The 25,682-nt window shown below is 68.7% G+C and carries 23 protein-coding genes; 20 read left to right on the top strand and 3 right to left on the bottom strand.

Annotated elements, in window-relative coordinates; translation table 11 throughout:
• Positions 1-25 precede the first annotated feature (25 nt).
• From ACG04R_RS21305 to ACG04R_RS21285, 5 genes are read left to right on the top strand one after another with little or no spacing between them, the layout of a single operon-like run.
• Complete coding sequence (locus ACG04R_RS21305) at positions 26-3,058, top strand: HzsA-related protein (protein WP_394415565.1); 3,033 nt, start codon at positions 26-28, stop codon at positions 3,056-3,058.
• 5 nt (positions 3,059-3,063) lie between these two features.
• Complete coding sequence (locus ACG04R_RS21300; protein ID WP_394415563.1) at positions 3,064-3,645, top strand: hypothetical protein; 582 nt, start codon at positions 3,064-3,066, stop codon at positions 3,643-3,645.
• Positions 3,633-4,409 carry an SH3 domain-containing protein gene (locus ACG04R_RS21295; protein ID WP_394415561.1) on the top strand — a complete coding sequence of 259 codons (777 nt, stop codon included), beginning with the start codon at positions 3,633-3,635 and terminating at the stop codon, positions 4,407-4,409. Before ACG04R_RS21300 ends, ACG04R_RS21295 begins: the two co-directional genes overlap by 13 nt.
• 14 nt (positions 4,410-4,423) lie before the next feature.
• Positions 4,424-5,086, top strand: coding sequence for an outer membrane beta-barrel domain-containing protein (locus tag ACG04R_RS21290; protein WP_394415559.1), 663 nt, complete (start codon positions 4,424-4,426; stop codon positions 5,084-5,086).
• 29 nt (positions 5,087-5,115) lie between these two features.
• Positions 5,116-5,622 (top strand): TlpA family protein disulfide reductase, encoded by a 507-nt coding sequence (locus ACG04R_RS21285; RefSeq protein ID WP_394415557.1) that lies wholly within the window; start codon positions 5,116-5,118, stop codon positions 5,620-5,622.
• Here ACG04R_RS21285 and ACG04R_RS21280 read toward each other — a convergent pair.
• Positions 5,586-5,768 (bottom strand): hypothetical protein, encoded by a 183-nt coding sequence (locus ACG04R_RS21280; RefSeq protein ID WP_394415814.1) that lies wholly within the window; start codon positions 5,766-5,768, stop codon positions 5,586-5,588. The two genes, ACG04R_RS21285 and ACG04R_RS21280, sit on opposite strands and share 37 nt — an antisense overlap.
• Between ACG04R_RS21280 and ACG04R_RS21275 the strand changes: the two genes are divergently transcribed.
• The 11 genes from ACG04R_RS21275 to ACG04R_RS21225 are packed head-to-tail and all read left to right on the top strand — an operon-like array spanning position 5,682 to position 16,217.
• Positions 5,682-5,876 (top strand): DUF4266 domain-containing protein, encoded by a 195-nt coding sequence (locus ACG04R_RS21275; protein WP_394415813.1) that lies wholly within the window; start codon positions 5,682-5,684, stop codon positions 5,874-5,876. The two genes, ACG04R_RS21280 and ACG04R_RS21275, sit on opposite strands and share 87 nt — an antisense overlap.
• Complete coding sequence (locus ACG04R_RS21270) at positions 5,863-7,017, top strand: DUF3570 domain-containing protein (RefSeq protein ID WP_394415555.1); 1,155 nt, start codon at positions 5,863-5,865, stop codon at positions 7,015-7,017. Before ACG04R_RS21275 ends, ACG04R_RS21270 begins: the two co-directional genes overlap by 14 nt.
• An 11-nt stretch (positions 7,018-7,028) precedes the next feature.
• On the top strand, positions 7,029-7,646 hold the full coding sequence (locus tag ACG04R_RS21265; protein ID WP_394415553.1) for an AraC family transcriptional regulator: 618 nt from the start codon (positions 7,029-7,031) through the stop codon (positions 7,644-7,646).
• Between the two features lie 41 nt (positions 7,647-7,687).
• The gene (locus tag ACG04R_RS21260; protein WP_394415551.1) at positions 7,688-9,583 is read left to right on the top strand and encodes a tetratricopeptide repeat protein; all 1,896 of its coding nucleotides are present in this window, start codon (positions 7,688-7,690) and stop codon (positions 9,581-9,583) included.
• Complete coding sequence (locus ACG04R_RS21255; RefSeq protein ID WP_394415549.1) at positions 9,567-12,407, top strand: tol-pal system YbgF family protein; 2,841 nt, start codon at positions 9,567-9,569, stop codon at positions 12,405-12,407. Before ACG04R_RS21260 ends, ACG04R_RS21255 begins: the two co-directional genes overlap by 17 nt.
• Positions 12,394-13,092, top strand: coding sequence for a tetratricopeptide repeat protein (locus tag ACG04R_RS21250; RefSeq protein WP_394415546.1), 699 nt, complete (start codon positions 12,394-12,396; stop codon positions 13,090-13,092). The genes ACG04R_RS21255 and ACG04R_RS21250 overlap by 14 nt, the downstream gene beginning before the upstream one ends.
• On the top strand, positions 13,089-13,397 hold the full coding sequence (locus ACG04R_RS21245; RefSeq protein ID WP_394415545.1) for a hypothetical protein: 309 nt from the start codon (positions 13,089-13,091) through the stop codon (positions 13,395-13,397). The genes ACG04R_RS21250 and ACG04R_RS21245 overlap by 4 nt, the downstream gene beginning before the upstream one ends.
• Before the next feature lie 31 nt (positions 13,398-13,428).
• Positions 13,429-14,091 (top strand): MotA/TolQ/ExbB proton channel family protein, encoded by a 663-nt coding sequence (locus tag ACG04R_RS21240; RefSeq protein ID WP_394415543.1) that lies wholly within the window; start codon positions 13,429-13,431, stop codon positions 14,089-14,091.
• Positions 14,092-14,130: 39 nt separating this feature from the next.
• Complete coding sequence (locus ACG04R_RS21235; protein ID WP_394415541.1) at positions 14,131-14,634, top strand: ExbD/TolR family protein; 504 nt, start codon at positions 14,131-14,133, stop codon at positions 14,632-14,634.
• Between the two features lie 12 nt (positions 14,635-14,646).
• The gene (locus ACG04R_RS21230; RefSeq protein WP_394415539.1) at positions 14,647-15,132 is read left to right on the top strand and encodes an ExbD/TolR family protein; all 486 of its coding nucleotides are present in this window, start codon (positions 14,647-14,649) and stop codon (positions 15,130-15,132) included.
• Between the two features lie 2 nt (positions 15,133-15,134).
• Entirely contained in the window at positions 15,135-16,217 is a 1,083-nt protein-coding gene (locus ACG04R_RS21225) for a TonB family protein (protein ID WP_394415537.1), read from the top strand.
• 51 nt (positions 16,218-16,268) lie between these two features.
• Here ACG04R_RS21225 and ACG04R_RS21220 read toward each other — a convergent pair whose 3' ends face one another.
• Together ACG04R_RS21220 and ACG04R_RS21215 are read right to left on the bottom strand one after the other, a co-directional pair.
• Positions 16,269-18,602, bottom strand: a complete 2,334-nt coding sequence (locus ACG04R_RS21220) for a TonB-dependent receptor plug domain-containing protein (RefSeq protein WP_394415535.1) — start codon at positions 18,600-18,602, stop codon at positions 16,269-16,271.
• 113 nt (positions 18,603-18,715) lie between these two features.
• Entirely contained in the window at positions 18,716-19,624 is a 909-nt protein-coding gene (locus ACG04R_RS21215) for a DUF3034 family protein (RefSeq protein WP_394415533.1), read from the bottom strand.
• Between the two features lie 118 nt (positions 19,625-19,742).
• On the opposite strand from ACG04R_RS21215, the gene apbC reads away from it, so the two are divergent.
• The 4 genes from apbC to ACG04R_RS21195 all read left to right on the top strand — a co-directional run bounded on the left by apbC (position 19,743) and on the right by ACG04R_RS21195 (position 25,616).
• Positions 19,743-20,834 carry an iron-sulfur cluster carrier protein ApbC gene (gene apbC / locus ACG04R_RS21210; protein ID WP_394415531.1) on the top strand — a complete coding sequence of 364 codons (1,092 nt, stop codon included), beginning with the start codon at positions 19,743-19,745 and terminating at the stop codon, positions 20,832-20,834.
• Positions 20,835-20,991: 157 nt separating this feature from the next.
• Positions 20,992-24,063, top strand: a complete 3,072-nt coding sequence (gene fdnG, locus ACG04R_RS21205; protein ID WP_394415529.1) for a formate dehydrogenase-N subunit alpha — start codon at positions 20,992-20,994, stop codon at positions 24,061-24,063.
• A 14-nt stretch (positions 24,064-24,077) separates the two neighbouring features.
• Positions 24,078-24,980 (top strand): formate dehydrogenase subunit beta, encoded by a 903-nt coding sequence (fdxH, locus tag ACG04R_RS21200; RefSeq protein WP_394415527.1) that lies wholly within the window; start codon positions 24,078-24,080, stop codon positions 24,978-24,980.
• A gap of 12 nt (positions 24,981-24,992) precedes the next feature.
• Complete coding sequence (locus ACG04R_RS21195; protein ID WP_394415525.1) at positions 24,993-25,616, top strand: formate dehydrogenase subunit gamma; 624 nt, start codon at positions 24,993-24,995, stop codon at positions 25,614-25,616.
• The last annotated feature ends 66 nt before the right edge of the window (positions 25,617-25,682 follow it).

Here is a 25,682-nt window from a genome sequence, read left to right as displayed (position 1 = left end):
CGTTGACTTGCCTGGAGGACGGCGCATGAAGATCGCGACTGGAACGCGGGCGCTGGGTGGCGTGACCGCCCTCGCAACGCTGATGCTGGCCGGCTGCGGCAGTGGCGACAGCACCACCGGCGCCACCGCCGACAAGGACACGCTGACGGTGCAGGGCGACGTGCCCATCGCCTACGTCAAGCGGGCGGCGTCGATCAACCTCAATCCCACGACCGGCGTGAGCTTCCAGCCGGGCGGCGACCTGATCATTCGCGACAAGTCGTCCGCCAGCGCGGCCGAGATCAACGTCACCCAGGCCTATACGCAGGGCAAGGGCGACGTGTCCGACCCCGAGGCCTCGTACGACGGCAAGAAGATCGTCTTCTCGATGAACTGCCCGGTGGCGAACAACACGCTGTGCACCGGCCACTGGAACATCTGGGAATACGACATGACCAGCGGCGGGCTGTCGGGTGGCACGTTGAAGCGGTTGACCAACTCGACGACCGGCGACGACGACGTCGATCCGGCCTACCTGCCGGCCGGCGCGGGCTTCGTCTTCGCCTCCAACCGCCAGCGCACGACGGTCGACCTGCCCAGCGGCACCGATACCTACCCAGCGCTGGACGAGTACGAGCGCGAACGCGTGCTCAACCTCTACACGATGGACGCCAAGGGCGGCGCCATCACGCAGATCTCGGTCAACCAGAGCCACGACCGCAACCCGGTGGTGCTGATGGACGGGGACATCATGTTCTCGCGCTGGGACCACGTCGGCGGCCGCAACCACTTCAAGATCTTCACGGTCCGGCCCGACGGCACCAACATGTTCGTGCGCTACGGCGCGCACAGCGAGGGCAACAGCTTCCTGCATCCGCGCGAGATGGACCCGTCGGGTGCGTACAAGGGCTTCCTGGCCTCGGACCTGATGCCGCTGTCCCGCACCCACGAGGGCGGGGCGCTGGTGTTCGTCGACGCCGCCAACTTCTCCGAGCAATACGCTCCCGCCAACGCCTCCGTGAAGGCGACCTCGGGCCAGACCTACCCGACCGAGCAGGCGCTGAACTTCGACCGGGGCGTGTCCCGCTACGGCCGCATCACGACGCCGTATCCGCTGTGGGACGGCAGCAACCGCGTGCTGCTGTCGTATGCACCCTGCCAGGTCAACAAGCGTTCGTCGGCCACCGCGGACTTCGTCGTCACGCCCTGCGCCAACCTGACCGACGCCGAGCTGGCGTCGATCACCGACGACATGAACCAGACGGCGGACCAGCTGGCCACGGCCAACATCCGCGACAACGTGCCGCCGGTCTACGCGGTCTACATGTTCGACCCGCTGAAGAAGACCATGCTGATCGTGGCGGCACCGCCCGAGGGCTTCATCTACACCGACCCGATCGCGCTGCAGGCCCGCCAGGAGCCCAACCCGGCGAGCACGACCGCTGCGTCGTCGATGCGCACGGCGCTGGCCGCGTCGTCGTCGGGCATCCCCGCGGGCATGGGCCTGCTGTCGGTGCGCAGCGTCTACGACACCGACGGCCTGGGCCGCATGGGTGCGCCGGTGCTGGCCGACGCCGACACGGCCAATGGCTGCACGACGCCCATTCCCACCATCGCTCCCACGGACCCCGACGACACGCGGCCGCAGGTGGCCGACCTGCTGTCGCTGAAGGACCCGGCCAAGCCTGCCTACTACTGCGGGCCGGCCCGCTTCGTGCGCGTCGTGCGCGCCGTGGCGCCCAAGCAGGGCATGGGTACGCGCCAGGCGATCGGCGAGACCGACTTCGAGCCGCAGCAGATCCTGGGCTACGCACCGATCGAGCCCGATGGCTCGTTCCAGATCTACGTGCCGGCCGACACGCCGCTGGGCGTGGCCGTCATCGACTCGGCCGGGCGCGCGTTCCAGACGCACACCAACTGGATCCAGGTGCGCCCCGGCGAGACCCGCACCTGCGACGGCTGCCACAGCCCGCGCCGCGGTGCCGCGCTGAACTCGTCGGTGATCAAGGACACGGTGCCGGCGGCGCTGACCACCACCTTCGCCCGCAACGCCGGCGAGACGATGGCGCAGACGCGTACCAACAACGTCGCGTCGCTGCTGTCCCTGGCGCTGGACATGAGCTACACGGACGTGTGGGCCGACACGACGAAGACCGCCGGCAAGAAGCGCGCCGACATCTCGCTGAAGTACACGGGCAACACGCTGCCCAACGGCACGCCCGACCCGACGAACGATCTCGCCACGCCCGTGCCGACCAAGGGCATCATCAACTACCCGGACCACATCCAGCCGCTGTGGTCGCGTGACCGTGGCGCCAACACCTGCACCCGCTGCCACGACGCGTCCGCCAAGATCGACCTGAGCGGCACGCTGGCCGGCACCGGCCGCCTGGTGTCGTACGAGAAGCTGATGATCGGCGACCCGAGGCTCGACGCGAAGACGGGCCTGCCGGTGACGCACATCGAGGATGGCGAGGTGATGATCGACCGCCTGCCGGCGCTGGTCGACAGCATGGCCAACGAAAGCGATGCGCTGGGCATGGCCCGCAAGAGCCGGCTGATGGAGATCCTGTCCGGCCAGACGCTGATGGCCAGTACCGAGGCGCGCTCGGTCCACCCGACGCCCACGGGCCTGGATCACAGCAAGCTGCTGAACAAGGCCGAGCTGCGCCTGCTGGCCGAGTTCATGGACCTGGGCGGCAAGTACTACAACGACCTGAACGCCGGTGGCGTGACGGCGGTGGGCAAGCTGACGCAGGCCTCGTTCGAGAAGACCGTCTACCCGATCCTGCAGTCCACCTGCGCGGCCAGTTGCCACCAGGCCATCGGCAGCAAGAGCACGTCGGCCGGCACCAGCTTCCGCCAGAACCGCTTCGTGCTGACCGGGGCGGCCGAGGGCGACTTCAACGTGACGCTGACGATGATCTCCAACGTCTGTGCGCCGTCGTCCAACTACCTGCTGAGCCGGCCGTCCACGGTGCCGCACCCGGCCGCGGCGTCGGCGTCGGCGCCGGCCGTGCTGCCGGTGGGCAGCGCGAACTACAACGTCATCGCCAACTGGATTGCGGGAGGCTGCTGAACGCCATGTCGATCGCGTCTCCCTCTCAACGCCTGCCGCGCATCCGCTCCGGCGCCTGGCTGCTGAGCCTGGCCCTGGCGGGCTGCGGTGGCGGCTCGGCGCTGGACAACCCGTCCGACATCAGCAACCCCGCGGCGGACGCGGGGCAGAAGCTCTCGTTCGCCTACTACCAGAAGTGCATCAACCCGATCTTTCTGGCATCGCTGCCCATCCAGGGGACGTCGGTGACCAACACCTGCGCCGCCGGTGGCTGTCATGACGTGAACACGGGCAGCGGCGGGTCGTTTCGCATCAACCAGGGCGCGACCGACGTGACGATCGGGGCCACGCCGGATGCCGCTGCCCTGCGCCTGACCGACATGTACAAGAACTTCAAATCGGCGCAGGGGCAGGTAGTGTTCGCCGACCCGTCGGCCAGCCGGCTCATCAACAAGCCGCTGGTCCGCGGCGTGCTGCACGGCGGCGGCCGCATCTTCCTGGACGACACCGATCCGAACGCCCGCCTGCTGCTGTACTGGATGTCGCACCCGGCGGCCCAGGGGCAGGACGAATTCAGCGCCGCGGCGCCCGCATCATGCGCAGCCTGAGCGCGGTCACGCACTGGGCGCGGGCAGGGCTGGCGGCGCTGTTCGCCGGTCTCTCGCTGCTGGTCACCCTGCCGGCCCGCGCGGCCGACGAGCCCGCGGAGCAGGTCCAGGTGGCCGATGCCTACCTGGAATTGCACACCCAGCCCGGCCGTGGCTACCCGGTGTTCCATGTCGCCGCGCGCGGCGAATGGGTCGAGATCCTGTCCCGCCATACCGACTGGTTCAAGGTGCGGCTGGCCAATGGCAAGGAGGGCTGGGTCGAGCGGGCGCAACTGGAGACCACGCTGACCCAGTGGGGGGCTCGCAAGACCTTCCGCGACGTGCTGCTGGACGACTACCTGAACCGCCGCGTCGAGATGGGCATGGCCTGGGGCCGCTTCAAGAACGAGCCCATGCTCAAGCTCTGGACGGCCTACCGGCTCAGCGACACGCTGTCCGCCGAGGCCACGGTCGGCCAGGTGCAGGGCGTGTTCGCGGGCACGGACTTCTGGCACATCGGCCTGAACGCCGAGCCCTGGTCCGACCAGCGGCTGTCGCCCTTCCTCGGCATCGGCCTGGGCAAGTTCAAGAACATCCCGAACACCAGCCTCGTCAGTGCGTTCACCACCAACGCCAAGCTGGCGCATGCCGTGGCCGGCGTGCGCTGGCACCTGAACGACCGCTTCGTGCTGCGGGCCGACTACAGCATCTACACCGCCAACGTGGCCGACACGCGCTCCAGCGAATACCGCGCGCTGACGGCGGGCATCTCGTTCTTCTTCTGAGGCAGACCGGCACCATGCAGACTCCCCGTTCACTTCAAGCCCTGCTGGCGGCTGCGCTGGCCATGGCGCCGTTCGTCGCAAAGGCGGCCGACGCCGCCGCCAAGCCCGAACCCAAGGCGGCTAGCGAGCAGGTCATCGTGCCCGAGGTGGACCGGCGCGACGTCAAGGTGCCGCGCATCCCGTCCAACGACTTCACCGTGGGGCTGTTCGCGGGCACCTACGCCACGCAGAACTTCGGCTCCAGCGCGGTCGGCGGCATCCGCCTCGGCTATCACATCACCGAGGACTTCTTCGTCGAAGGCAACCTCGCGCAGACCAAGGTCAGCGACGAGATGTTCCGCCAGATCCTGCCGGGCGGCATCTTCGTCAGCGAGAAGCAGAAGCTCACCTACTACAACATCCTGGGCGGCTGGAACGTGCTGCCGGGCGAGGTGTTCTTCGGCCGGAACAACGCCAAGGCTTCGGCGCTTTACCTGGTGCTGGGCGTGGGCAGCACCAAGTTCGTCGACCAGAAGCACCAGACCATCAGCTACGGCCTGGGCACGCGCGTGTTCCTGGCCGACTGGGCCTCCGTGCAGGTCGACCTGCGTGACCACCGTTTTTCGCTGGACCTGCTGGGCAAGCGCCAGAGCAGCAACAACCTCGAATTCACGCTGGGCACCACCTTCTTCTTCTGAGCCTGCGCCGGCTCGCGCCTGACCCGTTCATGACCTCGACCCCTCTCCACTTCTCGCGACGCCTGCTGGCGGCCGCGCTGCTCGCCACGCTGGCCGGCGTGTGCGCCGCGGCGCCCGCTGGCAGCGCCCCCGACTTCACGCTGCGCACGGCGGACGGCAACAACCTGCGCCTGGCCGAGCAGCGCGGGCGCGTCGTGCTGGTGAACTTCTGGGCCACCTGGTGCGGCCCCTGCAAGCAGGAGATGCCGCTGCTCAACCAGCTCTACCAGAAGTACCAGGGCTCCGGCTTCACGCTGCTGGGCATCAACGTCGACGCCGACAGCCGCAACGCCATCAGCGTGGCGAACAAGCTGGGCGTGAGCTTCCCGGTGCTGCTGGACGGCGACAAGAACGTCAGCAAGCTCTACGACCTGAGCAGCATGCCGTCCACGCTGCTGATCGATCGCGACGGCAAGGTGCGCTACGTGCATCGTGGCTACCAGGCCGGCTACGAGGCGCTCTACGAGAAGCAGATCCGCGAACTGCTGAAGGAATGAGGACCACCATGCGTACCCGTCTTGTCGTGCGTGCCGGCGTCCTGCTGGGCAGCGCGCTCGTGCTTGGAGGCTGCTCGTCGATGCGGCCCATCGAGCCCTGGGTCAAGCCTTACGAGCGTGAGCGCCTGGCCGACCCCATCATGCAGGCCGCGCGCAATCCGCTGTCGGCCAAGCATTTCGAGCATGTGTACGAGGTGCGCGAGGGCGCGCGGGGCGCCAACGGCGTGCAGGGAGGCGGCTGTGGCTGCAACTAACCTCTGGCTGGCGGCCACCGAACGCCTGCGGCGCGGCCTGGCGCTGCTGCGGCGCCGGCGCATCCGCAGGCCGGCGCACGTCATGGCGCTGATCGGCACGGCGCTGTCCGTCACCGAGGCGCACGCGGTCGTGCTGCCCGAAGACCAGGCCGAGGCGATGTTCCACATCTACGACGCCGACGGCCTGCGTGCCAGCGGCCCCGCGGTGCTGGTGCGCAAGAAGGTCGGCTCGTCGGTCTCGCTGCAGGGCAGCTACTACGTCGACCAGGTCAGCAGCGCGTCCATCGACGTGGTGACCACGGCCAGTCCGTTCAAGGAGACCCGCAAGGAGTTCACCGTGGGCGGCGACTACGTCGTCCGGGACAGCATGATCTCGGTGTCGAGCACCCAGAGCACCGAGCCCGACTACAAGGCCTCCACGGTGAACGTCGACGTCTCGCAGGACATGTTCGGCGGCATGACCACCGTCGCGCTGGGCTACTCGCGCGGCGTGGACGACGTGGGCCGCAAGGATGTCGGCTTCTTCGACCACGCGCGCCACTGGCGCTACCGCCTGGGCGTGACGCAGATCCTCTCGCCGACCTGGCTGGTGACGCTGAACAGCGAGGTCGTGTCGGACGACGGCTACCTGGGCAACCCTTACCGGTCGGCCCGCGTGGGTGGTGCCTTCGTGCCCGAGAACGACCCCCGCACGCGTTCCAGCCGCGCGGTGAGGATGGGCGCCACTGGCACACTGGCCCCGGGCAGCGCCGTGCACGCCAGCTACCGCTATTTCTGGGACAACTGGGCCATCAAGGCCCACACGCTGGAAGGCGGCTACAGCCGCTACTTCGGCGACAAGATCCTGGCCGACTGGACCGCGCGCGTGCACTCGCAGACCAAGGCGCTGTTCTACAGCGACAACGCGGTGACCGACACGGTCTACCTGTCGCGCAACCGGCAGCTCAGCACGTTCACGAACCTGGGCCTGGGCGCCAAGCTGACCTACACCGCCGGCAAGGTCGGCGAGTACGACGTGAAGCTGAGCGCCGCCTACGAACTGCTGCATTTCAAGTACAGCGACTTCACCGACATCCGCACCGGCAAGGCGTACGCATTGAACGCCCACGTCCTGCAGCTGTTCGCGTCCGCCACATTCTGAGGAGAAGGCGATTGAGCGCCCACGCCCCGTTCATTCCCTGCCTGCGGCTGCTGTCCGCCTGCGTGATCGCCCTGTCGGCCTGCATGCCCGCATGGGCGGCTGATGCGCCTGCGGAGGCCGCGAGCGCGCCTGCCGTGGCTGCATCCGCGCCCGCCGAGTCGGCCAGCGCGCCGGCCGCCGCACCGCAGCGGCTCGACGACCGCATCCAGGACGTCAAGGGCGACGTGATCCGCCTGAACCGCGACCTGCTGGTGCTCGAGGAGGAACTGCTGTTCCCCGCCAACACGCAGGTCGCCGTGTTCGTGTCGATGGATGTGGGCAAGATGTTCGAGCTCGACTCGCTGCAGCTGAAGCTGGACGACAAGCTGGTCGCCAGCTACCTCTATTCGCCGCTGGAGGTGCAGGCACTGCACCGGGGCGGCATGCAGCGCGTGTACCTCGGCAACCTGAAGTCGGGCGAGCACGAGGTCGTGGCCTTCTTCACCGGCAAGGGGCCGCACTTCCGCGACTACAAGCGCGGCGCGATGCTGAAGTTCGAGAAGGGCGCAGACCCGAAATACATCGAGCTGCGCATCCAGGACTCCACCGGCAAGCTGCAGCCGGAGTTCGACATCAGGGTCTGGCAATAAGCGTCGACGTGGGCATGGCCTTGAGCAGTTCTTCAACTCGCGTGGAACGCGCGTGGCGCCGGGCCGGCGCCAGGGTGGGCGCCGTGGCGGCGCTGGCCTGCGTGCTCGGCACCGCACAGGCGGCCGACACGCCTCCGCCCAAGCTGGTGCGGGACCCGCACTACGGCGACACGCTCTTCCACTTCTACCAGGACCACTACTTCACGGCGGTCACGAGCCTGATGGCGTCGCAGCGCTTCCAGCGCGTCAGCCGGCATGCCGACGAGGCCGAGCTGCTGCGCGGCGGCCTGCTGCTGTCGTACGGGCTGCACCGCGAGGCCGGCGACGTGTTCGCCAGCCTGCTCGAGAAGAGCGCGTCGCCGCCGGTGCGTGACCGCGCCTGGTTCTACCTCGCCAAGATCCGCTACCAGCGCGGCTTCATGGCCGAGGCACTGGACGCGCTGGGCCGCATCGGCAAGCAGCTGCCGCCGGAGCTCGACGAGGAACGCGTGCTGCTGCACGCCAACGTGCTGATGGCGACCCAGGACAACGCCGGCGCCGCCAGGGTGCTTGACGAGCTGGCGAAGCGGCCGGAAGCCGGCCTGTATGCCCGCTACAACCTGGGCATCGCGCTGATCCGGGGCGGCGACGTCGCGGCCGGCAGCGTGTGGCTGGACCAACTGGGCAAGGCCGTTTCGCCGCCGATGCCGCCCACCGACGAATACCGCAGCCTGCGCGACCAGGCCAACCTGGCGCTGGGCTATGCCTCGCTGCGGGACGACAAGCCCGAGGCCGCCTGGGGCTATCTGCAGCGCGTGCGCCTGGAAGGCTTGCAGGCCAACAAGGCGCTGCTGGGCTACGGCTGGGCCCTGGCCGCCGCAAAGAAGCACAGCGAGGCGCTGGTGCCGTGGACCGAGCTGCTCAAGCGCGACGGCCGCGACTCCGCCGTGCTGGAGGCACGTCTGGCCGTGCCTTACTCGTACACGCAGCTGGGCGCCTTCGGCCAGGCGCTGGAGCGCTACAACGAAGCCATCGCCGTCTACGGCAAGGAAGACGCCGCGCTGGACGAATCGGTCGCTGCCATCCGCGCCGGCAAGCTGATCGACGGGCTGCTCGCCGCCAACCCCGGCGTCGAGATGGGTTGGTTCTCCAGCATCCAGCAGTTGCCCGAGATGCCGCATGCCGGCCACCTGACCGATGTGCTGGCCCAGCATGAATTCCAGGAGGCGTTCAAGAACCTGCGCGACCTGCAGTTTCTCGCCGGCAACCTGAAGGCCTGGCAGGACAAGCTCGCCGTGTTCGACGACATGGTCGCCACGCGCCGCCAGGCCTATGCCGAGCGGCTGCCCAAGGTGCGTGCGCAAGCCGGTGCCGCCGGGCTGGATGCGCTGCAGAAGCGTCGTGACGACGTCGCGACCGAGCTGAAGCGCGTCGAGAAGGAAGTCGACTTCGAAGCCTTGCCCACCGACCGGCAGCGCGCGCTGATCGAGCGCGTGAAGCGGGTCAACGAGAACCTGGAAGCGCTGGGCCCCGAGGCCGCGCCGGATGCCGCCCGCCGCGCCCGCCTGGCCACCGGCCTGCTGACCTGGGACCTGGCGCAGGACCACGTGGCCCGGCTGTGGGCCGCGCAGAAGGACTTGCGCATCATCGACCGCGAACTGGGCGAGGCCATCCAGCGCGATGCCGCGTTGGCCCAGGCCCAGATCGACGAGCCGGCCAGGTTCGACGCGTTCGCGAAGCGCACGGCCGAGCTGGCGGTTCGCATCGCCGCGCTGATCCCGCGCGTGGCCACGCTGGCACAGCAACAACAACAGGCGGCGCAGGACATCGCCGTCGCCGAGCTCGTGCGGCAGAAGGAGCGGCTGGCGCAGTACAGCGTGCAGGCGCGCTTTGCCGTGGCGCAGCTCCATGACCAGGCCAACGGGTCCAGGGAGGCCGATCGTGCGCCCAAGCCTTAGCCCTCACAGCCTCACGCTGTTGCTGGCCTGCGGGCTGGCCGCCTGCGCCGGCAGCAAGCAGGCTATCCCGCCCGAGACGCCGACGCTGAAGACCCTGGCCGGCCGCACCGTCAAGGTCGAGAAGGACGCGGGTGTCGCGGCCAGCGAGGAGCAGACCATCGCCGCCTACCAGAAGTTCCTGGAGGTGGCGCCGCGCGCACCGCAGCGCGCAGAAGCCCTGCGCCGCCTGGGCGACCTGGAGATGAACAGCGCCGACAACCGCTCGGCCACCAGCGCTGCCGCGGCCAACCCCGACTACGCCGCCGCACTGACGCGCTACCGGAACTACCTGAAGGCCTACCCCAAGGACCCCGGCAACGACCGCGTGCTCTACCAGATGGCGCGTGCCTACGAACAGAGCGGGCAGCTGGAGGTGGCGATGGCCACGCTGGACCGGCTGGTGGCCGAATACCCGAAGACGGCCTACCTGGACGAGGCCCAGTTCCGCCGCGGCGAGATGCTGTTCACGCTGCGCGACTACGCCAAGGCCGAACAGGCCTACGGCAGCCTGCTGGGCGCCCGTGCCGGCAACCCCTTCCAGGAGCGCGCGGCCTACATGCAGGGCTGGTCGCGCTTCAAGCAGGCGAAGCTGGAGGAGTCGCTGCAGTCCTTCTTCAGCGTGCTGGACCAGAAGGCCGCCGTGCTGAGCGGCCCGGGCGAGCTGCAGAGCCTGCCCGGCCTGACCCGTGCCGAGCGCGAGCTGCTGGAAGACACCTTCCGCGTCACCAGCATCAGCCTGGCCAATCTGCAGGGGGCTGACTCCATTCAGGCTTACATCACGTCGCCGCAGCGCCGTGCCTACGAGTTCCGTGTCTACGAGCAGTTGGGCGAGCTGTACCTGAAGCAGGAGCGGCTGAAGGATGCCGCCGACACCTTCGGCGCGTTCGCGCGGCGTGAGCCGCTGAATGCGCAGGCACCGCTGCTGCAGGCCCGCGTCATTGACATCTATCAGGGCAACGGCTTCGTCAACCAGGCGCTGGACGCCAAGAAGGACTACGTCGCCCGCTACGGCGCCGGCAGCGAGTTCCGCCAGGCCAACCCCGAGGGCTGGGACAAAGCGCAGCCGCTGGTGAAGACCCACCTGGCCGAACTGGCCCGCCATCACCACGCGCTGGCGCAGCAGAAGAAGGCGTCGGCCGATTACCAGGAGGCGGTGCACTGGTATCGCCTGTACCTCACGTCCTTCCCGAAGTCACCCGAGGCGGCGCAGAACAACTTCCTGCTGGCCGAGCTGCTGTACGAGGACAAGCGCTACGCCGAGGCCGTGCCGGAGTACGAGAAGACCGCCTACCAGTACCCGGCCCACGAGAAGAGCGCCGACGCCGGCTACACCGCGCTGCTGAGCTATGCCGCGCTGGAGAAGGCAGCAGCGCCCGCCGAGCTGCCCGCGCTGCAGAAGACGTCCGCCGCCAGCGCGCAGCGCTTTGCCGACGCCTTTCCGAGCGATGCGCGCGTCAGCCCCGTGCTGACCCGTGCCGCCGAGCAGCTCTACGCACTGGGCGAGGGCGCCCAGGCCGCGGCCGTGGCCCAGCGCGTGCTGGCGCTGCAGCCACCGGCTGCCGCGGCCCAGCGCCGCGTGGCCTGGACCGTCGTGGCCCACACCGCCTTCGAGCGCAACGAGTTCGACAAGGCGGAGAAGGCCTACGGCGAAGTGCTGGCGCTGACGCCGGCCACCGAGCCCGGCCGCCGCGACCTGACCGAGCGTCTGGCTGCGTCCGTCTACCGGCAGGGCGAGCAGGCGCGGACCGAGGGCCGTGCGCGCGACGCGGTGGGGCACTTCATGCGTGTCGGCAGCGTCGCGGCGGACTCGCCGGTGCGCGCGACGGCGCAGTACGACGCTGCCGCCGTGTTGATCGGCCTGAAGGACTGGGACGCCGCCGCCGCGACGTTGGAGGACTTCCGCACCCGCTTCCCCAAGCACACGCTGCAGGGCGAGGTGAGCAACAAGCTGGCCTTCGTCTACACGGAGAAGGGCAACTGGGCCCAGGCCGCCGGCGAGTACGAGCGCCTGGCCGGAACGCAGCCAGACGCCAAGCTGGCTCGCGCCGGGCTGTGGCAATCGCTGCAGCTGCGCGAGAAGGCCGCCGGCAAGACGCCGGAGACCATGACGCCCGCAGCGCGTGCCATGCTGGTCCAGGCCTACGAGCGCTACCTCAAGCAATACCCACAGCCGCTGGAGCCTGCCGTCGAGGCGCGCTACCGCCTGGCAGTGCTGGCGCGCGCCGACGGCAGCGCCGCGCGCGAGCTGGCCTCGATGAAGGACGTGTTCCAGGCCGACCAGGCTGGTGGCGCCGCGCGCACGCCGCGCACGCAGTTCCTGGGCGCGATGGCGGCGCTGTCGCTGGCGCAGCCGGCCGTCGAGGCCTACCGCAAGGTCCAGCTGGTCGAGCCGCTCGCCAAGCAACTCAAGGCCAAAAAGGCCAGGATGGAAGAGGCGCTCAAGGCCTACGCCGTGGCGGCTGACTACGGCGTCGCTGACGTCGTGACGGCGGCGTCGTACCACACGGCCGCGCTGTACCAGGACTTCGGCAAGGCGCTGCTGGACTCGCAGCGCCCCAAGAAGCTCTCCAAGCTGGAGCTGGAGCAGTACAACGTGATGCTGGAAGAGCAGGCCTATCCCTTCGAGGAGAAGGCGACCGAGCTGCACGAGCTGAACGCGCGCCGCACGACGCAGGGCATCTACGACGAATGGGTCAGGAAGAGCTTTGCCGCGTTGCGCGAACTGCGGCCGGTCCGCTACGGCAAGGACGAGCGCAGTGAAGGAGGTGTCGATGCGATCCGTTGAGCATCGGGCGGCCTGGGTGGTGCTCGCCTGCATGGCGTTGGCTGCCTGCGCCACGAAGCCGGAGCCCGGGGCCGCCAGCGACGTGAAGGCACCGCAAGCCGTGGTCGCCAGCGCCGCGCCGGCCTCAGCCCCCGAGCCCGCCCCGGTGAAGGCCGTCGAGCCGGAGGTCGTCGTGACGCCGGCCGCGCAGCGCGCCTTCGACGATGCGCGCCGGCTGATGCGCGCGGGCCGCACGGATGACGCCGAGCGGGCCTTCCTCGCGCTGACGAAATCCGACCCGGACCTGGCCGGCCCGCACGCCAACCTGGGCGTCATTTACCGCGACCACGGCAACCGCATCGAGCCGGCGGTGGCGGAGCTGGAGCGCGCCGTGAAGCTGAGCCCGCGTCAGGCTGCGTTCCACAACGAGCTGGGTGTCGCCTACCGCCAGGCCGGCCAGTTCGACAAGGCGCGCCAGGCCTACGAACAGGCACTGGCGCTGGACGCGAACTTCGCGCCGGCGGTGCTGAACCTGGGCATCCTGTCCGACCTCTACCTGGGCGACGGCGCGCGGGCGCTGACGCTGTACGAACGCTATCTGGCGCTGACGCCGCAGGGTGATGCGGCGGTGACCAAGTGGGTCGTCGACCTGAAGAACCGCAAGCCGTCGCCGGTGGCTTCAGCGGCCAGCAAGGAGAAACCGTGAAGCCCCTGCCACTGCTTGCCTTGGCGATGCTGGCCTTCGGGGCGCATGCCCAGGACCGCGCCGAGATCGACCAGACCAAGATCATCGGCAACCGCGAGCTGCCCAAGGTGCTCTACATCGTGCCGTGGAAGAAGCCGTTGCCCGGCCAGTTGTCCGGCAAGCCGGCCACCAGCGTGCTGGACGAAGTCCTCGCGCCGGTGGACCGGGATGTGTTCCGCCGCCAGGTCCAGTACCACTCGCAGGTGGAGGCCGCCCAGGCCGCCCCCGCCGCTGCGGCGTCTTCGGCGCCGCAAGCCCGCCCCTAACGTTTGAATCCGCCTTTTTCAGGAGAAGCCCATGAGCGTCGTTGATTTCGCTGTCAAATTCTTTCAGGACAGCGGCGTCGCTATCTACTTCAGCATCGCCATCATGGCGGTGGGCCTGTCGATCGCCGTTGAGCGCTTCGTCTTCCTGCGCAAGGCGCGCAGCGACAACCGCAGGCTGTGGGCCAAGATCCTGCCCGTGCTGCAGGGCGGGCAGTTCAAGGAGGTGCACAGCATCGCCTCGGGTTCCGACGCCGCCGTCGGCAAGATCGTCGTCAACGGCCTGGAGCGCATGCAAAGCCCCGGCCGACGCGAGGACTTCGATGCCGCGATGGAGGAGGGCATGATGGAAATCGTGCCGCGCCTGGAGAAGCGCACCCACTACATCGCGACGCTGGCCAACGTCATCACGTTGGTGGGCCTGCTGGGCACCATCATCGGCCTGATCAAGGGCTTCACGGCGGTGGCGGCCGTCAACCCGGCCGAGAAGGCGGAGCTGCTGTCGGCGTCGATCTCCATCGCGATGAACAACACCGCGTTCGCGCTGTCGGTGGCCATCCCGTTCCTGCTCATCCACGCCTTCCTGCAGGCGCGCACGACCGAGATCGTCGACGGCCTGGAAGCCGCCAAGATCAGCTTCCTGAACGTGACGGGCCGCATCCGCGCCGAGCAGCAAGCCGCGGCCGGCGGTCGATGACATGACGCTGCCTCATCACCCCGCCCAGGAGGCCTGATCATGCCGGTACGCCGTCCGCGCAAACACGCGGTGCACCTGGAGGTGACCGCGTTCATCAACGTGATCGTGGTGCTGGTGCCGTTTCTGCTGTCCACGGCGGTGTTCTCGCACCTGGCCGTGCTGGACATGGCACTGCCGGCGCAGAGTTCCGGACCTGCGCAGATCGACCCCGACAACCTGCTCAAGCTGGAGATCGTCATGCGCCCCGACGCGCTGGAGGTGGGCGACCGCGTCGGCGGGCTCATCCAGCGTATCCCGTCGACGCCGCAGGGCTACGACCTCGCGACGCTGTCCACGCTGCTGCAGACGATCAAGGCCAAGTACCCCGCCGCCCGCGCGGCCAGCGTGCTGGCCCAGCCCGACACGTCCTATGACAGCCTGGTGCAGGTGATGGACGCCGTGCGCCAGGCCCGACCGCCGGGCGCCACGGGCAAGGTGCCCGACATCGAGCTGTTCCCCGACGTCTCGATCGGCGACGCGCCCACGAGCGCCAGCAAGAAGTAGCAGAGGCCGCGCATGAAACTGACGCCTGTCCAGAAGCGCGCCGCCCGCATGGCACGCAACAACTCGGGGCTGGACATGAACCTGGTCGCCCTGATCGACATCTTCACCATCCTCATCTTCTTCCTGATGTCCAGCACCGGCATCGAGACGCTGACCAACGCGCGGGCCGTGAAGCTGCCGATGTCGGTGGCCGAGAAGACGCCGCGCCAGACCATCACCGTGTCGGTGAGCGACACCGAGATCGTCGTCGAGGGCCGCAAGGTCGCCGACGTGGCCGACGTGCTGAAACAGCCCGACGACCTGATCCCCGGCCTCAAGGCCGAGCTGGACCTGCTGGCCAGCCGCCCCGTGCTGGGCGCCGACAAGGACGGCACCAGCAAGGCCGTGACCATCCTGGGCGACAAGCACATCCCGTACAGCCTGCTGCGCAAGGTGATGGCCACCGGCGCGCGCGCCGGCTTCGCCGAGATCGCCTTCGCCGTGCAGAGGAAGACCTGAAGATGGCTGCGCTCGCAATCACGTTCCGCCCGGACGTGCTGGCCTGGGCCAGCGTGCCGGAAGACGATGCGCGCTACCGCCGCATCCTCCACACGGTGCTGGCCGCCGTGGCCCTCGTGTGCCTGGCGCTGCTGCTGGCGCCCAAGCCGGAGGTGGACCGGGCCAAGCCGCCCGAGCTGCCGCCGCGCCTGGCCAAGCTGCTGGTCGAGAAGAACCTGCCGCCGCCGGTCAAGCACAAGCCCGAAACACCGGCCCGGGGCGAGCCCGAGAAGGCCACGGCCGAGGCGGCCAAGCCCTTGCCCAAGGCAGAGCCGCTCAAGGGCGCGCCGGTGCCCGAGGCGCGCAATCCGCAGCCCGACCGGCCCGCGGGTGAGGTCGCCGCCGCGCGCCGCAAGGCCGCGGGCGTGGGCCTGCTGGCGTTGAAGGACGAGATCGGTGCGCTGCACGGCGCGCCGGCCGCTGTGCAGCTCAGCCAGAACATCAAGCAGGGGCCCGGCGTGGGCACCGGGACCGGCCCTGGCGTGGGCGCCGGCACCGATGCCGGCATCCCCGATCGCAACATGATCACCTCCAACGCCGCCGGCGGCAGCGGCGGCATCAACACGGCGAGCTACAGCCGCGACACCGGCGGCGGTGGGCTTGCCGGCCGGTCCACCACGCTGGTCGAAGGCGTGGTGGGCGGTGGCGGCGGTGGTGGTGCCGGCGGCGGCGGGCAGGGCGGCAAGGGCAGCACGCTCGGTGGCGGCAACGGGGGCGGTGCCGGCGGCTCGCTGCAGCGCGGCGGCAGCGGCAAGGCCTCGCGGTCGCTGGAGGACGTGCGCCTCGTGTTCGAGCGCAACAAGGGCTCGATCTACGCGATCTACAACCGCGCGCTGCGGGACGACCCCGCGCTGCAGGGCAAGGTCGTCGTGGAGCTGAAGATCGCGCCCTCGGGCGAGGTCGTGGACTGCCGCGTCGTCTCCAGCGAGCTGAAGACGCCAGACCTGGAGCGCAAGCTGCTCGCCCGCATCAAGCAATTCGACTTCGGCGCCAAGCAGGTCGACCAGATGGTGGTGACCTACCCGCTGGACTTCCTGCCGTCCTGAACCCGCCGACCGGTGCGGTGGGCTGCCCCGCTGCGCCGCCGCTTCAGCCCGCTAGATCTTCATCTCCAGGCGCACCTGCCACAGCGTGTAGCTCGGGCCGCCGCTGCGTGACGCGATGACGGCCTTGTCCGTCGTGACGACGCTGCCGGTGGTGTAGTTCAACGGCGCCAGGTTGCTGGCCGACAGCCGCACGCCGACCTCGGGGTTGAAGGTCCACAGCGCGAAGGCGTCGGCGACGCGCTTCTTGTCCAGGTCCGTGAGCTGCAGCTCGGTCTGCTGGATCTGGTAGCCAGGCGTGTAGTTGACGTTGCCGCCCACCGTCAGCGGCAGGCTGTGCAGGCGGTAGTCGAAACCGAGGTTGGCGGTGCCGGGCGGCTGCTGGTCCAGCGTGTTGTGCGGGCCGGGGATCTGGTTGACGTGCGAGCGGAACAGGCTCAGGTTGGAGCGGATGTTGACGGGCAGCGCGTCCTTGACGAACTGGTCCAGGCGGAACTTGGCCTCGAACTCGATGCCGTAGGTCGTCGCGTCGCCGATGTTGCGCGGCCGGGCCACCCAGCGCGGCACGGCGGCCCAGGACACCGTCTCCAGCTCCGGCTCCACGCGGATCAGGTCCTGGATGCGGCGGTAGAAGGCGTTGACGCTGAGGATGCCGCCCAGGCTGAGATAGTTCTCGTAGGCCAGCTCCAGCCCGCGCGCGACTTCGGGCTTGAGATCGGGGTTGCCCATGCGGTCCGCGTAGTTGATGACGTTGGGGCCGCACAGCGCGTTGTCGGGGCAGGCGTACTGCGAGTTGATGCTGGGCCGCGCGATCATGTCCTGCAGGTTGGGGCTGCGGTAGGAGCGGGTCAGGCTGGCGCGGATCTGGTCGCGGCCCGCCTCGTCGAACTTCCAGACCGCATGCAGCAGCGGCGTCCAGACCGATGAGCGGTTGCTGACCGGGTTGCCGGCGTTGGCGCTCGACGTGGTGATGGTCTCGCCGCGCAGGCCCGCGTAGAAGCCCCATTGCTTGCCCACGCTCCACTCGTCCTGCGCGTAGTAGGCGTAGCGCCGCGTGGACGCGGACAGGTTGTCGCCGAAGTCCTGCAGCGCCGACTGGCGCACGCCGTTCTGCAGCGTCACGCGGCTCTGGTCCAGATCCTGCCCCTCGGCCTCCAGGCCGGCCACGAGGCTGTGCTCGCCGCCCAGTTGGTGGGACAGCTTGCCCGCCAGGCTCCACGAGTCGTGGTGGTTGTCGGTGGTGTCGTCCTGGGTGCGGAACAGCGCGCCGTTCTCGCGCTCCTCGCGGTAGCTGTGGCCCGAGCCGTTCATGCGGCCCACGGCCGCGCGCAGCTCCAGCCGCGTGCTTTCGTCCAGGCGGTGCTGCCATTGCCCGTGCAGGCGGAACATCGACGAGCGGTTGCTGCTGTCGGTGTCGGCGTGGTTGTAGTTCAGGCAGCGGATCTGGCTGGTCGGATCGACCTTCGGGTCGACGCAGCCGGTCTGCTGCTGGTCGAAGACGTTGGTGCTTGAGCCCTTGTTGATGACGACGAAGGGCTGCAGCGCGAAGCTGTCGCCACTGGCCTCCTTCCACTGCACGCGGGCGTTGACGTTGAGCGACTCGTTGGCCGCGTTGTTGCGGCCGGCGTTGATGACCGTGCTGTCCTGGCCCGTGGCGAGCAGGTGCGTCGTGCTGGTGCTGTGGAAGTCGTCGATGCGTTCGTTGCGGGTCGCGTTCAGCGTGACGTTGTAGGCGCCGGTCTGGCCGAACTTGTCGTTGCGCGTCCAGCCGATGTTGGGGCGCAGCTTGCCGCGCTCCTCGGCCAGCTGCACGCGCAGGTCGTTGATGCGCTTTTGCAGCGCCTCGCGCAGCACGACGTTGATCGTGCCGGCGATGGCGCGCGCGCCGTACTCGGCCGTCGGCGCACGCAGCACCTCGATGCGCTCGACCTGGTCGGGTGGCAGCTGGTCCAGCGAAAAGCCCGGCGGCATGCGCTCGCCGTTGACGAGGATCTGCGTGTAGCCGCCGCCCATGCCGCGCATGCGGATCTCGCCGCCGCGGCCCGGGCGGCCACCGGTGGTCACGCCGGGCAGGCGCTTGAGCACTTCGCCGACGGTGGAGTCGCCGAACTTCTCGATCTCCTCGCGGCTGATGACGATCTTGCTGGCCGTGGACGCGCGGCGGATGGAGTCGTCGCTGGCCGAGCCGTTGACCTCCACGCGCTCCAGTTGCTGGTTCTTCGTCTCGGCGGGGCGATGCTCGGGCGGCCTCGGGCGCCTCGCGGGCATGGAGGCCGCAGCATCGGGCGCAGCAGGCACGGCGGGCGTGGTCTGGGCGAACGCCGCGGCGCAGCTGCCGCAGGCCACCAGGGTGGCAACGGTGGTGAGACGGAGACGGTGAATTTGCATGGGCGGGCAGTTTGCCCGCCGGTATCCGGCAGCTTGTGGCGCCGCGGTTAACGCAAGATTTCTTTACGGACGGTGCTGCAATTCACTCAGCGGCGTGAGCGATGCGGGTGGGGCTAGTACGCGAACTGGGCCGACAGATAGCCGCCTGTCTGCCGCTTGGGCTGCACGCCCGGGGCGATGCGGCCCAGGTCCACCCAGGCGGCCGTGAGGGACACATGCTTGTTGGGCGCCCAGGCGAGGAAGACATCCTTCCAGTCGTCTTCGGCCAGCGCGCCGGAACCCAGCACGGACTCGTGCAGGTTGTCCGGCTTGGCGCGGTACTCGGCGCCGATGGCGAGGTTCTTGGCCAGCAGCTTGGCGACGGAGAACTCCGGCTGGATTTTGGTGCCGCCGCCCTGGGCGCCGCCGAAGCCCAGCAGGCCGTTCTGGTTGGCCCGGGTCGCGCGCAGCGTCAGGTTGACGAGCACGCCGGGCGCGAGGAACAGCTTGGTGGCGCTGACGTAGAAATCCGTCCCCGAGTCCTTGGCGCCCAGCGGGCCGAACAGCGTGGGTCCCAGTGCGCCGACGTGCGCCTTCTTGTGCTCAAGGCCGATGGCGATCTGCGGCATCAGCGTGTCGCTGTCCAGTACCGCGTCGCCGGCGAGGCGGACCTTGGCGCCGAAGATGTCCTGCTTCAGGTGCAGGCCATCCAGACCCAGGGGGCTCAGATTGCTCTGCGTGTCGAAATCCTGCCTGGCGATGCTCAGCTCGACGCGGTCGTACAGGCTGACCGCGGCGCCGTAGGTCCACAGGCCGTAATTGCCGGTCTTGGCACGGGTGACGAAGGCGGTGCCGCCGACCTCGCCGGCGGTGGCGTAGCTGCCGGTCAGCGCCCAGGGCGTCAGCCCGCCACCGGCCGCGCCGTCGATGCTGGACACGCCACCCGTCAGCAGCAGCTTGCCGTTGCCGGACTGGGCCAGCACCGTGCTGCCCAGCAGGGCGGCGGCAAGCCCGATGGCAAGCGTGAGGGCAGGGCGGCGCATGGAGTCTCCAGGCTGGGTTGCAGGATCGCCGCACTCTACGCACAAACCCCGCGCGCCGGGTGTCGCGGTGGCCAGGGCTAGACTGCCTGCCCTGTCTTCCCGTGAACTGTTTCCTGCCATGACCGCCATCTCCGAAGCCGCGCTTCAACCCCTGCTGCAGGCCGTGGCCGACCCCGAGGGCCGTCCGTTGGGCGAGGCCCGCGCGATCAAGTCGGCCAAGGTCACCGGCAGCGACGTGGCCATCACCGTCGAGCTGGGCTATCCGGCCGCCAGCCAGCACGCGGCGCTCACCGCCGCGCTGACCGCCGCGGCCAAAACGCTGCCCGGCGTCGGCAACGTCAGCGTCGCCATCACGACCAACGTCATCGCCCATGCGGTGCAGCGCGGCGTGCAGCTGCTGCCGGGCGTCAAGAACATCATCGCCGTCGCGTCCGGCAAGGGCGGTGTCGGCAAGAGCACGACGGCCGCCAACCTGGCACTGGCGCTGCATGCCGAGGGCGCCCGCGTGGGCGTGCTGGACGCCGACGTCTACGGCCCCAGCCAGCCGCTGATGCTGGGCGCCAGCGGCCGCCCGGAGACGCTGGACGGCCAGAACATGGAGCCGCACCTCGCTCACGGGCTGCAGGTCAACTCCATCGGCTTCCTCGTCGACGACGACCAGGCCATGATCTGGCGCGGCCCCATGGCCACGCAGGCGCTGGAGCAGCTGCTGCGCCAGACCCGCTGGCAGGACCTGGACTACCTCATCGTCGACATGCCGCCCGGCACGGGCGACATCCAGCTCACGCTGTCGCAGCGCGTGCCCGTCACCGGGTCCGTCATTGTGACCACGCCGCAGGACATCGCCCTCATCGACGCCAAGAAGGGCCTGAAGATGTTCGAGAAGGTGGGCATCCCCATCCTCGGCATCGTCGAGAACATGGCCGTTCACATCTGCTCCAACTGCGGCCACGCCGAGCACATCTTCGGCGCCGAGGGCGGCCAGAAGATGGCGGCCCAGTACGGCACCGAGTTGCTGGCCTCGCTGCCGCTGGCCATGAGCATCCGCGCCCAGGCCGACTCGGGCACGCCCACCGTCGCCGCCGAGCCGGACGGCGATGTCGCCGCGCTGTACAAGGGCCTGGCCCGCAAGGTGGCGGCCAAGATCGCGGCGCAGGCCAAGGACTACTCGGCCAAGTTCCCGACGATCTCGATTTCCAAGTCAACCTGAACGCCGGGGCACATATCCGAGCGGTTTTGTCCCCCTGGAATGCCCTGATTGGACAAGGGCTTTGCTTTGTGAAGAAATCGGGTCACGGTTGCCGCGTGACGGTCCGCTTTCAAGTTCGCAAAGGAGCGGACCTCGGTGTCCGCAGGAGACAGACCTTATGGACATGGACCGGAGGCAATTCTTCCGGGTGAGCGGTGCGGGGCTGGCGGCGTCCAGCCTGGTGGCCCTGGGGTTCTCGCCGACGGCGGCCCTGGCCGAGACGCGCAACTTCAAGCTCGCCCGGGCGACCGAGACCCGCAACACCTGCCCCTACTGCTCGGTGGGCTGCGGCATCATCATGTATTCCTTGGGCGACAAGGCGAAGAACGTCACGTCGTCCATCATCCATATCGAGGGCGACCCGGACCACCCGGTCAACCGCGGCACCTTGTGCCCCAAGGGCGCAGGCCTGCTGGACTTCGTGCACAGCCCCAACCGGCTCAAGTACCCGGAGATCCGCGAGCCCGGCGCGACGGAGTGGAAGCGCGTCAGCTGGGACGAGGCGATGAGCCGCGTCGCCAAGCTGATGAAGGCCGACCGCGATGCCAACTTCCAGGCCACGAACGCGGCGGGCCAGACCGTCAACCGCTGGACCAGCACAGGCATCCTGGCCGCCTCGGCCTCGTCCAATGAAACAGGCTACATCACGCACAAGGTGATGCGCAGCCTGGGCATGCTCGTCTTCGACAACCAGGCACGTGTTTGACACGGCCCGACGGTGGCCAGTCTGGCCCCGACGTTCGGCCGCGGCGCGATGACCAACCACTGGGTGGACATCAAGAACGCAGACCTTGTACTCATCATGGGCGGCAATGCCGCCGAGGCCCACCCGTGCGGCTTCAAGTGGGTCATCGAGGCCAAGCACCACAACAAGGCCAAGCTCATCGTCGTGGACCCGCGCTTCACGCGCTCGGCCGCGATGAGCGACTACTACGCGCCCATCCGCGCGGGCTCCGACATCGCCTTCCTGGGCGGCGTCATCAACTACCTGCTGTCCAACGACAAGATCCAGGCCGAGTACGTCCGCAACTACACCAACGCGCCCTTCATCGTCGGCGAGTCGTACAAGTTCGAGGACGGCATCTTCAGTGGCTACGACGAGACCAAGCGCAGCTACAACCCCGCCTCCTGGGGCTACGAGCTGGACGACAAGGGCTTTGCCAAGGTTGACATGACGATGCAGCACCCACGCTGCGTGCTCAACGTCATGAAGCAGCACTACGCGCGCTACACGCCGGAGCAGGTCAGCAAGATCACCGGTACGCCGCGGGACAAGTTCCTCAAGGTCTGCGAACTCATCGCCAGCACGTCCGTGCCCGGCCGCACGATGACCATCATGTACGCGCTGGGCTGGACGCAGCACAGCATGGGCTCGCAGATCATCCGCACCGGCGCCATCGTGCAGCTGCTGCTGGGCAACATCGGCGCGGCGGGGGGCGGCATGAACGCGCTGCGCGGGCACAGCAACATCCAGGGCCTCACGGACCTGGGCCTGCTGTCCACGTCGCTGCCGGGCTACCTCAGCCTCGCGCGCGACCCCGAGCAGGATCTGGAGACCTACTACAAGACCCGCGCGCTGAAAGCCCTGCGCCCCGGGCAGATGAGCTACTGGCAGAACTACCCGAAGTTCTTCGTCAGCTACATGAAGTCCACGTTCGGCAAGGCCGCCACGGCCGAGAACAGCTGGGGCTACCACTGGCTGCCCAAGTGGGACGTCGGCTACGACGTGCTGCGGGCCTTCGAGATGATGAACCAGGGCAAGCTCAACGGCTACATCTGCCAGGGCTTCAACCCGGTCGGCTCGTTCCCGAACAAGAAGAAGATCGTCGCGGGCCTCAGCAAGCTGAAGTACCTCGTCATCATCGACCCGCTCATCACCGAGACGGCGGAGTTCTGGAAGAACTACGGCGAGCACAACGACGTGAAGTCGGCCGACATCCAGACGACGGTGATCCGCCTGCCGTCCACCTGCTTCGCCGAGGAGGACGGCGCGCTGACCAACTCCGGCCGCTGGCTGCAGTGGCACTGGAAAGGCGCCGAGCCGCCCGGCGAGGCGCGCGGCGACCCCGAGATCATTGCCGAGCTGTTCATGCGCCTGAAGGCCGCCTACGCCAAGGACGGCGGCGCGCTGCCCGACCCCATCCTCAACCTCACCTGGCCCTATCTGCAGCCCAACAAGCCGTCGGCCGAGGAACTGGCCAAGGAGTACAACGGCAAGGCGCTGGCCGACCTGACCGACCCCAAGGACCCGACCAAGGTGCTGGCCAAGGCGGGCGAGCAGATCAGCGGCTTCGGGCTGCTGCGCGACGACGGCACGACGGCCTCGGGCTGCTGGATCTACGCCGGCGCCTGGACGCAGGCCGGCAACCAGATGGCGAGGCGCGACAACGCCGATCCGTACGGCATCGGCCAGACGCTGAACTGGGCCTGGGCCTGGCCTGCCAACCGGCGCGTGCTCTACAACGCCGCGTCGTGCGACCCGACCGGCAAACCCTGGAATGGCACGCGCAAGCTCGTCAGCTGGACCGGCGACAAATGGGCGGGCTCCGACGTGCCCGACATCCGGCCCGATGCCAACCCGACCGACGCCGATGCCGTGCGGCCCTTCATCATGACCGCCGAAGGCGTGGCCCGGCTGTTCGCGCCCAGCGGCATGGCCGACGGCCCGCTGCCCGAGCACTACGAACCCTTCGAGTCGCCGCTGCCCACCAACCCCATGCACCCCAACAACGCCAAGGCCAAGAGCAACCCGGCCGCGCGCGTCTTCAAGGGCGACATGGAGGCCTTCGGCACGCCCAAGGACTTCCCGTACGTGGCCACCAGCTACCGGTTGACCGAGCACTTCCATTACTGGACCAAGAACGTGCGCAGCAATGCGGTCATCCAGCCGCAGCAGTTCGTCGAGATCGGTGAGGAGTTGGCCAGGGAGAAGGGCGTCGCCAACGGCGACTGGGTCAAGGTGACGAGCAACCGCGGCTTCATCAAGGCCGTGGCCGTCGTCACCAAGCGCATCGCGTCGCTGGACGTGGACGGCAAGCGCGTGCACACCGTGGGCCTGCCCAACCACTGGGGCTTCGTCGGCGTGGCCAAGCCCGGCTATCTCGTCAACACGCTGACCCCCTTCGTGGGCGACGCGAACACGCAGACGCCGGAGTTCAAGAGCTTCACGGTGAATCTGGAAAAGGCCTGAAGGGGGATCGCGCCATGTCATCACTCCAATCCCTCGACATCGCCAAGCGCTCCGCCACGACGACGCCGTCCACCCAGGCGCGCACGCACGTCGCCGAGGTCGCCAAGCTCATCGACGTGACCTCCTGCATCGGCTGCAAGGCCTGCCAGGTGGCGTGCATGCAGTGGAACGACCTGCGCGACGACGTCGGCGAGAACCACGGCACCTACGACAACCCGCGCGACCTCACGCCGCAGAGCTGGACGGTCATGCGCTACTCCGAGGTGGAGGTCGAGAAAGACAAGCTCGAATGGCTGATCCGCAAGGACGGCTGCATGCACTGCGAGGACCCGGGCTGCCTGAAGAGCTGCCCGGCGCCCGGTGCCATCGTCAAGTACACGAACGGCATCGTCGACTTCATCTCCGAGCACTGCATCGGTTGCGGCAACTGCGTGACCGGCTGCCCGTTCGACGTGCCGCGCATCAGCAAGGTCGACAGCAAGGCCTACAAGTGCTCGCTCTGTTCCGATCGCGTCGGCGTGGGCCTGGAGCCGGCCTGCGCCAAGGCCTGCCCGACCGGCGCGATCCGTTTCGGCACCAAGGAGGACATGCTGGAGTTCGGCGCCGAACGCATCGTCGACCTGAAGGAGCGCGGCTACGCCAACGCGGGCGTCTACGACCCGCCGGGCGTGGGCGGTACTCATGTCGTCTACGTGCTGCAGCATGCCGACAAGCCCGAGCTTTACCACGGCCTGCCGGCCGACCCGAAGATCAGCCCGCTCGTGTCACTGTGGAAGGGCGCGGCCAAGCCGCTGGCCGTCGCGGCCATGATCGGCGCGGCGATCGCCGGCTTCTTCCACTACACGCGCGTCGGGCCCATCGAGGACCCGGACGACCCCGCGGCGGACCGCAACGCCGACCGCAACACCACCGTCTGACAGGAGCACGCCATGGCCACCCGCTTCCTGCAGCGTTACAACGCTGGCGAGCGCACCAACCACTGGTTGATCGTGCTGTTCTTCCTCGGTGCCGGGCTGTCGGGTCTGGCCTTCTTCCATCCCGCGTTCTTCTTCCTGACGGCGCTGTTCGGCGGCGGCACCTGGGCGCGCATCCTGCATCCTTTCCTGGGGCTGTTGATGGCGCTGTGCTTCCTCGTCATGTTCCTCAAGCTGTGGCGCCACAACGTGATGACCGACGCCGACCGGGAATGGATGCGGCACAGCGGCGAGATGCTGCGCGGCGACAAGAGCCGCATGCCGCCCGCGGGCCGCTACAACGGCGGCCAGAAGCAGGTGTTCTGGCTGATGGTCGTGAGCCTGACGATGCTGGTGCTGACGGGCTTCCTGTTCTGGCAGCCGTGGTTCGCCAACGCCTTCCCCATCCTGCTGCGGCGCGTCGCCGTCCTGCTGCATGCGCTATCGGCCACGGTGCTGATCCTGACCGTCATCGTGCACGTCTACGCGGCGATCTGGGTAAAAGGCACCTTGCGCGCGATGACGCGCGGCACGGTCACCGAAGGCTGGGCGCGTCAGAATCACGCGCAGTGGCATCGGGAAATGACTGGAAAGCAATGAGACCCGCACGGCCGCCCGAAGGGGCTCAGCTCCCGCCTGGCGGGACAGCACGAAGCGCGAAGGGTG

Source organism: Pelomonas candidula, assembly GCF_043555985.1.
Lineage (GTDB): Bacteria > Pseudomonadota > Gammaproteobacteria > Burkholderiales > Burkholderiaceae_C > Pelomonas > Pelomonas candidula.
This window is presented reverse-complemented; position numbering and strand designations above follow the sequence as displayed.